This is a genomic window from Kribbella sp. NPDC051718, assembly GCF_040681515.1.
Classification (GTDB): Bacteria; Actinomycetota; Actinomycetes; order Propionibacteriales; family Kribbellaceae; genus Kribbella.
This window is the reverse complement of the sequence record NZ_JBFAYZ010000001.1, coordinates 396,722-409,659: the sequence shown is the minus strand read 5'-3', so window position 1 is coordinate 409,659 and position 12,938 is coordinate 396,722. Positions and strand designations below refer to the sequence as shown.

Here is a 12,938-nt window from a genome sequence, read left to right as displayed (position 1 = left end):
GTTGCCGCGGAGCCGCTTGGGGAGGTGACTCGGGTTGCAGCCGCTGCATCCCTTGCAGGGTGGGGGAACTCGCGACCTCTCGGTCATCGGTTCAGCTGCGGATGGCCTGCGAACTCGAGTTCGCAGGCCATCTGGCTAGTTGGCCCAACGCCTCGGGAGTCGCGGGGTGCTCGCTTCGGGCGGCTTCGCGATGGGGGCCTTCTGAGTCGTGACGTCATTCGGGCGCGGTGGCAACCAGTTCGTTCTCACCAAGCGGGCGACGTAGGAGCCCGCGCGCCGGGTGGGTGGGAGCTCAGCGCCGGGGCGCCGGCGTGGGGATTTTCCTTGGGTTGAGGGGGAGACGCGGGGGAATGGGAGGGCTAGGGTTCGCTGACATGTCAGGTTGTTCGGCTGATGCGTGACATCGCGCTGATTCTGCATGTGGTGGCTGGGCTGGTCGGGATGGTGTTCGGGCCGCTGGCGGTTGTTGTCACGTTGGTGCGGCGGAAGCTGACCTGGGCGGGGGAGGTTTTTCACTGGGCGGTGGTGTTGATCTGTCTGACGGCGCTGGTGATGGTGCCGTACGACTGGGGGCGGTTGTGGGTGTTCTGGCCGTTGTCGATCGCCGCCTACTTGTTCGTGTACCTCGGCCAGCGAGCCGCGGAGTCGACCGGTGAGTTCTGGTACCGGGGTGTGCTCCGCGGCTACGGTGGCAGCTGGATCGCCTTGTGGACGGCGGTTCTGGTGGTCAACGTGCCTGATCATCCGTGGACCTGGCCGCTGCCGATCGTGCTCGGCGGGGTGGCGGTCGAGTGGCTCAGCGCAAAGGGCGGAAAAAGGTTCGCAGATCGGCCGTGAGTAGCTCCGGTACCTCCATCGCGGCGAAGTGACCGCCGCGCTCGTACTCGACCCAGTGCTCGATCTCGCCCGCCGGATCGGTCAGGCTCTTGATCGCCGTCTCGTCCCCGAACACCGCGACCCCAGTCGGCGGCCCGGCCACCGCACCCCAAGCCTCGCCCGAGCCATCACTGGCGTCACCCCAGCCGCCACCGCCCGACTGCATCGCGACGATCGCCTTCCATGCGGCCATTCCGTCGTAGACGGCGTGCGCGGACGAGGCGCCCGAGCCGGTGAACCAGTACAGGCTGACGTTGGTAAGGAGCTGGTCGCGGTCGACGGCGTCCTCGGGCAGTTCGTGCGCCGGGTCGGTCCACTCGGCGAACTTCTCGACGATCCACGCCAGTTGCCCCACCGGCGAGTCGTTCAACCCATACGCCAGCGTCTGCGGACGCGTCATCTGCTGGACCAGATATCCGAACCCCTCGTCCAGCATCCCGTTGAACCGCTCCGCCCGCGCCCGGTCTGACCCGTCCAGCCCGTCCAGCGGAATCGGATCCCCGAACGGTGCCGCCGCGCTGACCCCGGCCAGATGGATGCCGATCACATGCGCCGGATCGACCATCGGCAGCATCCCGGCCACGCCCGACCCGGCGTCCGTACCGTGCGCGGCGTACCGGTCGTAACCCAGCCGGCCCATCAGTTCGGCCCACATCTGCGCCACCCCGAACAGGTTGAACCCACCCTCGCCAAGCGGGTTCGAGAACCCATACCCAGGCAGCGACGGTACGACGACGTGGAACGCGTCCGCCCGATCCCCACCATGCGCCACCGGGTCCGTCAGCGGCCCGATCAGCCGCTGGAACTCGACGGGCGACCCCGGCCAGCCGTGCGTCAGGATGAGCGGCGTCGCGTCCGGCTCCACCGAGCGCTGGTGGAAGAAGTGGATCCGCTGCCCGTTGATCTCGGTGACGAACTGCGGGATCTCGTTGAGCGCCGCCTCCTGCGCCCGCCAGTCGAAGCCGTTGGCCCAGTACTCCGCCAGTTCCTTCAGATAGCCGGTCGGTACGCCGCGGCTCCAGTCGTCCACTCGCGGCGTGGCCGGCCACCGGGTGGCCGCCAGCCGGGTGCGCAGGTCGTCGACCTCGCTCTGGGCGATGTCGATCCGGAAGGGCCGAATCTCGCTCGAGTTCGTCATGTGCCCAACGTTAGAAGCAGAAGCGGCCAACTCCTGGCCGCTTCTGCAACCACCTGTCAGGCCTGGCCGGCTTGTTCCTCCGGAGTGGACTTCCGTACTACGAGACGCGTCCAAGCACCCACATAGACACGATCGTCGGCGTCCAGCTCCCGTCGTTGGCCAGGAGTGATCGGGTCTTCCGGCAGCGGCCCAGACGACGGGCCGACGAACGTGCCGTTGGAGGACTGGAGGTCCTCGACCCACCAGCGTTGGCCGTCCGTGGTGAGCTGCGCCTGCCGGCGGCTGACCCCGGTGTCCTCACCACAGTCGATCTCCGGAGTGATACCGCGACTTTTGGAAGGGCGGCCGACGAGGACGCTCTTCGCGGTGACGGGGATGACTACCGGCAGGCCCGGCGACGGGCACGGGTCGTCACTCTGCTGGACCTCGTACCAGTCCGGGTCGACCCAGCGCTCCACCACCCAGTCGGCGACCTCCTGCGGCGCAGGCGGTACCGGGGGCGGCGTACCGAGGTCCAGTGTCGAGGCCGGCCGGGGCATCGTGCCGGTGGTGAAGTCGTAGCCGCAGTTCTCGCAGAACAGGGCGTCCGGGGCGGCCGGCTCCGAGCAGTTCGGGCAGGCCTGGGTCGTGGGACCGGGGGCCGCCACGGCCGGGGCGGGCACCGACGTACCGGACAGTGCGGCGGCTGCGTCGATCGGCAGGCCGCAGACGTCGCAGTAGTCGGTGGAGACGGACGGGTGCCCGCTCGGACACGTCGCTGAGGTCATTTCTTCACCCGGGTGGTCTTGGTGGAGGCGGTGTCGAGTGCCATCTCGTCAGCCTTCTCGACGGTCCGCTTGAGCCGTACGGTGCCGTTGTCCTGGTCGTCGATGTCGACCACCTTGCGCAGCCGCGTGGTCGCTTCCTCGTTGCCGGTCTGCGCAGCGAGCTGCACTGCCCGGCCGAGCTTGGTAGTCGCGGTAGCTGTGTCGCCGGCCGCCTTCGCTGCCAGGCCTTCCTGGATCGCATCGGCCAGCTCGGTCTGCCCGGTGTAGTGGGCGACCTCTGGGCTGATCCGGGTGGTCAGTGCCTCGTCCTCGGACCACAGCGCCCGCACGAGGCCCTGCGCCACCACCTGGTCGCCCAGTGCCAGCTGCACCCGCGCAGCGAGCTGCTCCTGGCCGATGCCCTTGGCCGCGAGCCGGATAGCCACGTGGTAGTCGCGGGACTCGTCACCCCACGAGCCGGTCGGGTAGGAGCCGGTCAGCGCGTTCACCTCGGTACGCCGGGACGTCAGGTCATCCACTGTCGGGGCAACCTGCCGCACGAACAGCACCTGCGCGCCCTGCGGAGCCCAGACCCGCATGTCGGCCTGCGCGACGCCCTTGCTCATGGCGTTCTGGATGATCTTGGCGAACTCGGCGGCGAGCTGGTCCTTCGCCGGGATGATGTCGACCGTGCCGAGCAGAGCGGTCGCGATCCGGCGTACCTCGTCGACCTGCCAGGCGACGCCGACACCGCGGCAGTCGCACTGGAACTGGCCGGTGACGGACTGGATCGCTTGGGTCAGTGCCTCGGGCGTCTCGTGCTGGTTCTCGCCGTCGGTGAGCAGCAGCGCGTGCTTCTGGGTCAGCGACGGTACGGTCGCGAAGACCCGCGAGGCGAGCCGGAGCCAAGTGCCCATCGCGGTGCCGCCGTCGGCGTAGAAGCGGGCCACCGCGTCCTTGGCCGCTTGCCGGGTGAACTGGTCCATCTTCACCATCACCGGCTCGGGCGACGGCGGGAAGGCCAGCTGGGCCCGGTCGTTGCCGGAGATGACCGCGAACCAGACTCCATCGAGGATCTGGTCGAGCGCGGTCTGCGCGGCGAAGGCGGCGGCCCGGACGCCCTCGGCGCCCATCGAGCCGGAGGTGTCGACGATGATGATCTCGCCCGCGTCGCCGCTGCCACTCTGGCCGGCCGAGCCCGCACCGCTGCAGGACACCGTGACGATCGCGTGCACATCGGTGCCGCCGTCGGGCAGGAACTCGTTCTGGTACACGGTGGCGGAGAACTCGGCCATCTCAGGCGTCCTTTCGGTGGAGCAGAATCAGATACGGGCAAGCGCGACGGTGATGTTGTCCTGGCCGCCCTGGGCGTTGGCCCAGTCGACCAGCGCGGATGCCGTGGCCAATGGCTCGTTCGCATTGGCCGCAGCGGTCTGACGTACCAGGTCGGCCAGTGGTGCCGCCTCGGAGCAGTAGTTCCACAGCCCGTCCGAGCACACAACGAGCCAGCCCGGCCCGGCCACCTTCAGCGACGTAGTACGGGGTGTGTGGTCAGGAGCGTCCTTGCCCAGCCAGCGGGTGATCGCATGCGCCTGCGGCCCTGTCTCGGCCTCATGCCGCGGTACTCCGGTAGCGATCAACTCAGCAGCCCAGGAGTCATCCACTGTCAACGCAACAGCCTCTGCGTTGTCCGGGAACCAGTACGCCCGGCTGTCACCCACCACACCGGCCACCAGCAGGTCGCCCTCGAGCACAGTGGCCACAAACGTGCAGGACGCCGGGTTAGGACTGTCCGGCGAAGTATTCGCCAGTACTGCGTCGCTAGCGGCATCCGCTGCAGCCTTGAGCCGCGCGATGACCGCACTGTTCCGGGAGGACTCGGTCCCCATCCCCTGCGCATGACCAGCAGCCAGTACGTCGCGGGCTGCGCGGGCAGCGGCCAGGCTGGCCACGTCGGAGTCGAGCGATGAGCTCACCCCGTCGCAGACCACCAGCAGGGCGCGACTGCCCGGCTCTGGGTCGGCAGCGATCGCCGCTGCGTCCTCATTGCGGCTGTGCCGGATCCCGCGGTCGCACACGGCCGCCACCCAGGGAGCGGGCTGCTCGCTGAAGTGGTCGCGCGCCTTGGTCGCCTTGGTGCCACAGGTCTCGCAGTACCCGTCTGCGCCGATCGTCCCGCCGCAGGAGCGGCAGGGGCCAGGCAGTGCCTCGGCACCGCGTGCAGCACCCGGGTTCAGCTCGACCGTGGGCTCGGTGTCGGTGTCGATAGCCGGCGTCGGAGTGGCCGGGGTGGCAGGCGTGAGCTCGGCCCCGCACGCCTCGCAGAAGCGGTCGGCGTCGGAGATCGGTCCACCACAGCTGGGGCAGGCCGTCTGGGTCGTACTCGTCATCGCAGCGTCCATCCTCGAACATCGTTGGCCAGGTCGACCAGGGCGACACGTTCCTGCCGGCTGTGCGCATGGCCGGCGAGTTCACGGTAGGCCGCCTCGAGCCCGTCCCGCAGGTCCGGCTCGACCGCCTCCCGGCCGGCGATCTTCAGCCCGGGCTGTGGGCCGCTGCCGAGGACCTCCGCCAGCGCAGTCCGGAAGATGCTCGCGGTCAGGTTCGCCCGGTCGACCGGGTCGATCGTGACGCTCTCGATGTTGCTCATGGCTTCGGCCAGCGCAGACAGTCCACGCCCCGATCCTGCCAGCAGACCGGCTCGCGCCCGGCGAGCCCGCACATACGACCCGCTGGTCGGCGGTACCAGGTCGAGCGCGCCGACCGCGCCGTCGAGGTCTCCACGCGTGGACCGGATCGCTGACAGCCCGAAGGCGGAGGGAGCGATGTAGTTGGCGTCGGTACGGGCACAGGTCAGGTACAGGCCCTCGGCCACGTCGTACTCGCCGCTGGTCTCACAGGAGACGGCCAGTGCGAGCTTCGGCGCCAACTCGCCCGGCACCTGGCCGTAGACCGCATTGAACGCCGACTGAGCCGTAGCGGCGTCGTTGCGGGCTAGCGCGACCAGTCCGGACATCCAGACCGCACGCCACTCCCACGGGTCGTCCGCGAGCAGGTCGGAGACCGCTGTGTCGACCATGTCGTACCGCGACGGGCCGATCTCCAGAGAGGTCTGCGCGATCTCCAGCAGGATCTGGGGAGAGGACTCGGGCGCATCCACCAGCAGGTTGAGCCGCTGCTCCGGGTCGGGCACGCTGACGGTCTTCAGCCAGCCGGCCATCTTGTCGCTCTCGTCCCGCACCAGCGACGGCAACCGCCGCCACGGCTCGGCCTGGTCGCCCAGACCGGCAGCGAGGTCTCCCGGGCTGCCGAAGAGCAGGGACGACGTGGAGTGCTGGGCAGCCTTCACACCCTGCTTGTCGGCCACCACCTCCCGCAGTACGCCGAGGAGCTGCACCCGGAACTCGTCGGCCGACACGAAGCGGTCGGCCGGGTCGGGCGCGCAGGCCTTCAGCAGCAGCCGGTAGACCGAGTCGTACTGCTGGAACAGCGGCACCTCCGCCACCGGGGGCAGCGTGCCGACGTACTTCGACTGGTAGCCGCGGAACTCGAAGGCGAGCACGCACAGCGTCCGGCCGAGCGTGTAGATGTCCGACGCGATCGACGGGCCGACCTCTGCCACCTCAGGCGCCTGGAAGCCGACAGTGCCGTAGATGGCCGAGTCCATGTCGTCGATCCGCCGCACGCCACCCAGGTCGATCAGCTTGACCGCGTCGCCGACCTGGATGATGTTGTCCGGCTTGAAGTCGCAGTAGACCAGGCCGAGGTCGTGCAGGTAGGAGAACGCCGGCATGATCTCGAGCATGTAGGCGATCGCCTGGTCGATCGGCAGCGCGTCGTACTGGCCGCGGTTGGCCTCCATCCGCTGCTTGAGCAGGGTCTTCAGCGAGGTACCGCCGACGTACTCCATCACGATGTAGCCGGCGCCGTCGTGGGTGACGAAGTTGTAGATCTCGACGATCAGCGGGTGCTCGACCCGGGCCAGGAACTGCTGCTCGGCGATCGCGGCCGCGACGGCGTCCGGGTCCTCCGAGTTCAGCAGACCCTTCAGCACGACCCAGCGGTTGGAGACGTTCTGGTCCTGGGCCATGTAGATCCAGCCGAAGCCACCGTGCGCCAGGCAGCCCCGGACCAGGTACTGGCCGCCGACGAGGTCGCCGTCCTTCAGCTTGGGCGAGAACGAGAAGGGGCTGCGGCACTTCGGGCAGAAGCCGTCGGTACGGCCCGGCTGGTCGCCTCGCGAGCGGCCGACCGGGTTGCCGCAGTTGGGGCAGTTGCGGCGCTCCTCGGGGACCATCGGGTTCTTCAGGATCGCCTTGCTGGCGTCGATCGCGGGGATCGGCGGTACGTGGGTCAGGCCGGCGCCCAGCCGTGCTCCGCGCAGTCGCGTGGACGACGTACCGAGCTTGCGGGTGAGCTTGGAGCCGGCCACTGTCGCCCGGGCCGAGCCCAGCGGGGTCGAAGCCAGCCGGTTGGACGCCCGGGACACGGTCGAGGCAGTACTGATTGGGTCTAGAGGCGCAGAGCTGCTTCCGGACCCAGGAGTACCGCAGACATCGCAGTAGCCGTCTACAACAGTTCCCGAGCAGCCAGGCTGAGTACACCTGCCTGCTGTGGCAGTAGTTGCACTACTGGTCGTAGGAGTAGCTGCAGGTGAGCCGCAGACGTCGCAGTAGCCGTCCAGGATCGTGCCGGTACAACCCGGCTGTGTGCAGGCGTTGGTCGTCATGTCGTCACTCCCAGATACGTCTGGTACGCCGCAACGAGCGCGCCGAGCCGAACCAGGTCCACTGGTTCCGCGTCGAGCACCTCACGGCCGCGCCGGTAGAGCTCTGCCAGGTCATCGGTGGTACCACTGCTCCGGGGGACGCTGCCGGCTTTCACCTGATACGCGTCCAGCCGCCCGGCCAACTCGTCCTTGCGCTCCAGTGCGGAGCCGTACGCCGTCTGCGCCTGCCCCAGTGCACGCCGTACCGCGTCCAGCCGGGTCAGGTACTTCTCCAACTCGGCCGGCGTGTTCGGCACCGGCCCCAACGCAGTCACATCCGGTACTGCGAGCCGCGGCGCCGGCGTGACCGTGGCGACGCAACGATCGGCCAGCGTCCGTACAGCCTGCCCCTGCGCTTCGAGCTCGGTCCGTACCGCGCGAGCCCGGGCCACATCGGCCGCGCGCTCGCGCCGGGTGGCGGCACCGACGATGAGGTCCCGCTCGGCATGCGCGGCATCGATCTCCAGCGGCCCGATCAGCCCGCCGATGTCCGCGCCACGCTTGGCCCGCTCGGTCAGGTCGGTGGTACGCCGGTCGAGATCGTGGTGCGTCGCGATCGCCGCGTTGCGGGTGGCCGCGGGCTCGATCGCCACCAGGTCGTTGATCCGCTCGATCCCCGCACGCAGTTGGCGCAGTCGTGCGGCCAGGTCGGCGTCACCGGGTTCGAGCGCGAGCTTGGCCCGCAACGTCGACGCCAGCGCGTCCGACAAAGTGCATGCCTCAGGCAACGAAACCGCGAGCGAGCCGGCTGCGCCACCGGTGTCGAGGCCGCCCCAGATCAAGGTCGAGATCCGTTCGGTCTCGGTGGTCCCGACCCGGCCGGAGTCCCAGGTGACCAGGATCAGCTCGTACCGGTCCGAGACCGCCTTCCAGACCGCCATCGACAGCACGATGTCGCCGCTCAGCGCGTCGGCGTCGGCCGAGTTCAGCGCGGCCTGGTCGAGCTCGTCCAGCTCCGCCCGCCGCCGGTCGCGCCAACTCCCCAAAGCATCCAGGAACGCCAGCAGCTCCTTCGCAGGAATGCTGCTGCCGATCCGGCCCGGGGGAGACGGCGCGGTGGCCGTCGGCGTACCCACTGTCATCAGGGCGCGACTCTCCCGTAGACAGCCACCGGCGGCGTCGCCTTACCAAGCGCAGGCTCGAGCCACCGCTTGTACGACGCCTGCCAGGCCGTGTTGCCTGCCGGCTCCGTCTTCATCTTTTCCAGCACGCCGTTGACGAACCTGACGAAGTCGACCTGGTCCTTGTTGATCCCGAGTCCGTACGGCTCGTCGCTGATCTTGGCCGCGGTGGTCACCCGGGCGTACGGGTCCTGAGCGGCATCGCCGGCCAGCACGGTGTCGTCGCCGGAGATGCCGACGACCTTGCCCTGCTGGAAGAGCGCCAAGCAGCCCGTGTCGGTGTCCGCGGTGACCGGGATGATCTTGGGGTTCGCCTTCACCATGTTGTCGAAGCTGGTCGAACCGGCCGGAGTGCAGATCTTCTGGCCGCTCAGTTGCGACAGGTTCTCGACCTTCAGATCGCGCTGGACGAGCAACTTCTGACCCGAGTGGTAGTACTCGGCGGAGAAGGCGATCTGCTTCCACCGGGCGCAGTTGATCGTCATGTTGCGCGCGACGATGTCCACGTCGCCGTTCGTCAGCGACGGGATCCGTGCCGGGCTGGAGATCACCCGGTACTCGACGTGTCCCTTGGCCTCGCCGAAGATCGCGGCCGCGACGGCGTTGATCATGTCGATGTCGAAACCCTCGATCACGCCGGTGATCGGGTTGCGCGACCCCAGGTTGAGACTGTCGGCCGAGACGCCGGCGATCAGCCGGTTACGGGCGTGGATCTTTTCCATCGTCGACCCGGCCGGCATGCTTCCGGCCGGCGGCAGCGGTCCGACCGGCGCATAGGACTGCAGTGCGTTGTTGCAGTCCTGGACCGGAGGAGCGGCCGGCTTGGCCGGGGTCGGTACCGGCTTGGCCGGGACCGGTGTCGCGTCGTACGAGCTGGAGCCGCAGGCGGTGGCGGCGAACAGGAGGGCGAGGGTGCCGGCGATCAGGCGGGTCTTGTTCATCGGTACTCCTCCAGTCGCTGTGAGAATCCCCAGGCGGCGAGCAGTGCGGCGGCGATCCCGATCGGCAGGCCGAGCCAGCCGATCGGCGGCAGCCCGTTGCGGGCGTCGCTCAGCTCGGCCCGGGTCTGGTCGCTGAAGTCGGCCAGCTTGCCGGCCGACTGGTCGTCGAAGGTCTTGAACGTCGCGTTGGACGTCCCGTTGCTGGATCCGATGGCCTGGTCGACCGCCTTGTCCCAGAACCCGTCGTCGTCGCTCTTGCGGATGGCGACGTGCACCCCGCGGTAGTTGTCCCATGCCGAGCCGAGGCCGGGCGCGAGGGGGCCGACGGCCCTGAGCTGGTCGCTGGTGTTGTTCGCCGCTGCCTTCCAGGCGACCTCGAACGCCGTACCGGAGCCGCGGGCGATCAGGGTCAGGCTCTCGTTCGACTTCGCGTCGTACGCCGAGATCCGGGCCTGCGAGAGCGCCAGCGTGTCGGCGTACGCGTTCTTCCTGGTGTCCTTGGCCGAGCTGGCCGCGCCCGCGAGGGAGGCGCCACCAATGACTGTGGTGAGCAGTACCAGGGCTGCGGCGGCCGCGACCGGCACGTTCACCCAGCGGTGGGTGCGCTTGGCCAGCCACCACAGGGCGAAGACCAGGATCGCGAAGCAGAGCAGCCCGCCGGTGAGCATCCAGATGTTGCCCAGGTTGACGCCGTTGAACTCGGTGTCGACCCGGTCCTGGTTGGCGGTGACCAGTGCGTTCAGCAGCGGCAGTGAGTCGTTCTGCAGGGTTGCGCTGGCGTCCTTCAGGTACTGCGAACCCAGCGGCAGGCCCTGGCGGTTGTTGGCCCGCGCCTGCTCGATCAGGCCCTGGTACGTGAGCAGCGTGACGTTGAGCTCGCCCAGTGCCTTCTGGTCGGCGGGCTGCGCGGTAGCGGCCTCGGAGATCAGCTTGGCGGCGGTCGTCATCGCGTCGGTGAAGTGCTGACGCTGTGCGGGTGGCTCCAGGCCGCCGACGAGGAAGGAGTTGGTGGCGTCCGCGTTCGCGCTGACCAGGTTGGTGTGGATCGCCTGGACCCGGACCAGCTGGGCAGTGTTCGCCTCCGCTCGGGACAGAGCGCCGTCGGACTGGTTGAAGCCCTGCGCGGCGGTCAGCCCGAAGACGACGCTGAACACGGCGGCAAGGATGAGCATCGCGCGCATCTTGCCGGGGGTGCCCTCGAAGAGCTGGGCGACCCTGCCGAGCTGTTGCCGCTGGACGGGCGGCGACGTCGGCAGGCCCGGCGTCGCGGCCTGCGGAACCACCGGCGACCTGGTCGCGGGTGGCGCACTGGCTGTCTGTGTCACGCCGTCTCTCCTTGCTCCGGTTCTACCTGCTCAGCGATCTCAGCTTTTTCTGTCTTGATCTCTTCGTCCGTCAGGTCTTCGGCGAGGATCTGACGCAACTGCTCGGTGGTCGGTGCCGTCACATCGCGCAGCCGCCACGCATGCCGGCCGATCGCGGCCTCCAGCATGTTGCGGGCGAACCGCCCGTTGCCGAACGACCGATCCCGCCGGGTCGATGCGAGGATCACCTTGAACTCATCCAGCGCGTTCGGTGTCAGCTCGTAGTCGGCGCCCTCGGCCAGGCCGGTGAGGATGTCGGTCAGCTCGTCGTCGGTGTAGTCCTCGAACGCGATCGTGGTCCGGAACCGGCTGGCCAGTCCGGGGTTGGCGGCGATGAAGTCCTCCATCGGCTCGGGATACCCGGCCACGATGACGACCAGGTCGTCCCGCCGGTCCTCCATCTCCTTGACCAGCGTGTCCACGGCCTCGCGCCCGTACTGGTCCGCGCCCAACTCACCCGCGGTCAAGCTGTACGCCTCGTCGATGAACAGCACCCCGCCCGCCGCGGACGCGACCACCTCAGCCGTCTTGGTAGCCGTCTGCCCCAGATACCCAGCCACCAGCTCCGACCGGTCCACCTCGATCAGCTGCCCCTTGGACAACAACCCAAGCGCCTTGTAAATCCCACTCACCAGCCGAGCCACGGTCGTCTTACCCGTCCCCGGATTACCCGTGAAAACCAAGTGCCGGGTGATAGTCGGACTCTTCAGCCCCGCCTCCACCCGCAACTTCTCCACCCGCAACACAGCAACCTGCCGATGCACTTCCCGCTTGACCTTCGCCAACCCGGTCAGCTCATCCAGCTCACCCAACAACTCCTCAACCGACCGCTCCGGCACAACCGGCTCCGCGTCCACAGCCGGCTGCGCCACGCTCGCCACCGCGCCTGCGGCGCCCACGCTCGTCCCTGCGCCCTCGACGCTGTCGCTCCCGAGAGCGCCAAGCGGGCCTGGCGTTCCGCCTACTTCCAGGCGCCTTGCGCCTGCTGCTTGCAGCTGCGCAGCAGCTGCGACCGAGGCGTTGCCAATGACTCGCATCGTCGGTTCGCCGAGCGAACAAGCAGCGGAGGCTACCTCGGCCAGTGCGACGGCGTAGGGGACTTTCTCGGGGGAGCCTTGGGCGACTAGGTCGGTGAGGACGGCAGTGGGGGCGCCGCGCCAGCGGCGGCCTCGTACTGCTGCGTCGAAGAAGTCTTGGGTGCCGGCGCCGGGTGTGACAGCGGCCCAGTCGGCCGGAGCGCCTGGGGCTGACTCGGCCAGGGCGGCGGCCAGTGAGAGGGCCTCCGCGCGGGCTACCGACTCAGCGACGCCCGCGCGTGCGGCGACGGTGAGCAGGCCCGACAGTGCGTCCTGCAGCGAAGTACCCCCCGCGCCGCTCATGCGCCTCCTCGTCCAGGTGGTGGTTGCAGTGGGCCGGACCCGGTGTCCGGCGGCGGTGTCGACTCCGTCGGGCCGAGAGCGAGACTGCCACCCGTCGACCCGGTACCGAACTTCTCCTGCAGGAACCGGCCATGGGCGATCAGTGCCGCCGCGTCCGCCCGGTTCACCGCGTCGAACACCTTGTCCATCGTCGACCCCAAGAGGTCCAGCTGATCGATCAGGAGCATCAGCGAGGTCCGCCCGCGATCCACCGGCCGGCTGTCCGCCCACTGTCGCGGCAGACGCAGGTAGCCCCCGATGGCCTCCGGCAGGTAGTCCGTCGCAGTCGCCATCACGGAGTACGCCTGCGCACTCCCACCGAGGTTGCCCAGCCGCGGGATGGTCTCCCGAACGATGCGGACCACCCGGTTCACCCGGGACGCCACCACGGCCGGTACCGCGCCGTCCGCGACCAGTTGCTCGACCCTGACCAGCGCCAGCAACAGGTCGTCGTTGGTGGGTGCGCGGGGGATCGGGGCAGGCTCGGGCTCCGCCTTGCGACCCGTGAGCCGCGCAAAGAAGTCACCCAGCGCCATGCAGTCCGTCCCCGCTTCTGTGGTCCCCAG

The 12,938-nt window shown here is 69.0% G+C and carries 11 protein-coding genes; 1 reads left to right on the top strand and 10 read right to left on the bottom strand.

The window, feature by feature from the left end:
* Positions 1–393: 393 nt before the first annotated feature.
* Complete coding sequence (locus AB0M15_RS01950; RefSeq protein ID WP_363812957.1) at positions 394–837, top strand: hypothetical protein; 444 nt, start codon at positions 394–396, stop codon at positions 835–837.
* Here the strand turns inward: AB0M15_RS01950 and AB0M15_RS01945 are convergent.
* From AB0M15_RS01945 to AB0M15_RS01900, 10 genes are read right to left on the bottom strand one after another with little or no spacing between them, the layout of a single operon-like run.
* On the bottom strand, positions 797–2,014 hold the full coding sequence (locus tag AB0M15_RS01945; protein WP_363812956.1) for an epoxide hydrolase family protein: 1,218 nt from the start codon (positions 2,012–2,014) through the stop codon (positions 797–799). The two genes, AB0M15_RS01950 and AB0M15_RS01945, sit on opposite strands and share 41 nt — an antisense overlap.
* Before the next feature lie 56 nt (positions 2,015–2,070).
* A complete protein-coding gene (locus tag AB0M15_RS01940) occupies positions 2,071–2,781 on the bottom strand; it encodes an FHA domain-containing protein (RefSeq protein WP_363812954.1) in 711 nt (236 codons plus the stop codon).
* The gene (locus tag AB0M15_RS01935) at positions 2,778–4,055 is read right to left on the bottom strand and encodes a VWA domain-containing protein (RefSeq protein WP_363812952.1); all 1,278 of its coding nucleotides are present in this window, start codon (positions 4,053–4,055) and stop codon (positions 2,778–2,780) included. Before AB0M15_RS01935 ends, AB0M15_RS01940 begins: the two co-directional genes overlap by 4 nt.
* Before the next feature lie 27 nt (positions 4,056–4,082).
* Positions 4,083–5,150: a PP2C family serine/threonine-protein phosphatase gene (locus AB0M15_RS01930; protein WP_363812950.1), complete on the bottom strand. Its 1,068-nt coding sequence runs from the start codon at positions 5,148–5,150 to the stop codon at positions 4,083–4,085.
* On the bottom strand, positions 5,147–7,489 hold the full coding sequence (locus tag AB0M15_RS01925; RefSeq protein WP_363812948.1) for a tetratricopeptide repeat protein: 2,343 nt from the start codon (positions 7,487–7,489) through the stop codon (positions 5,147–5,149). Before AB0M15_RS01925 ends, AB0M15_RS01930 begins: the two co-directional genes overlap by 4 nt.
* Positions 7,486–8,610, bottom strand: a complete 1,125-nt coding sequence (locus tag AB0M15_RS01920; protein WP_363812946.1) for a hypothetical protein — start codon at positions 8,608–8,610, stop codon at positions 7,486–7,488. The genes AB0M15_RS01925 and AB0M15_RS01920 overlap by 4 nt, the downstream gene beginning before the upstream one ends.
* Positions 8,610–9,590 carry a glutamate ABC transporter substrate-binding protein gene (locus AB0M15_RS01915; RefSeq protein WP_363812945.1) on the bottom strand — a complete coding sequence of 327 codons (981 nt, stop codon included), beginning with the start codon at positions 9,588–9,590 and terminating at the stop codon, positions 8,610–8,612. The genes AB0M15_RS01920 and AB0M15_RS01915 overlap by 1 nt, the downstream gene beginning before the upstream one ends.
* Entirely contained in the window at positions 9,587–10,915 is a 1,329-nt protein-coding gene (locus tag AB0M15_RS01910) for a hypothetical protein (RefSeq protein WP_363812943.1), read from the bottom strand. The genes AB0M15_RS01915 and AB0M15_RS01910 overlap by 4 nt, the downstream gene beginning before the upstream one ends.
* The gene (locus AB0M15_RS01905; protein WP_363812941.1) at positions 10,912–12,333 is read right to left on the bottom strand and encodes an AAA family ATPase; all 1,422 of its coding nucleotides are present in this window, start codon (positions 12,331–12,333) and stop codon (positions 10,912–10,914) included. The genes AB0M15_RS01910 and AB0M15_RS01905 overlap by 4 nt, the downstream gene beginning before the upstream one ends.
* Positions 12,330–12,908: a hypothetical protein gene (locus AB0M15_RS01900; protein ID WP_363812939.1), complete on the bottom strand. Its 579-nt coding sequence runs from the start codon at positions 12,906–12,908 to the stop codon at positions 12,330–12,332. The genes AB0M15_RS01905 and AB0M15_RS01900 overlap by 4 nt, the downstream gene beginning before the upstream one ends.
* Positions 12,909–12,938: the final 30 nt, after the last annotated feature.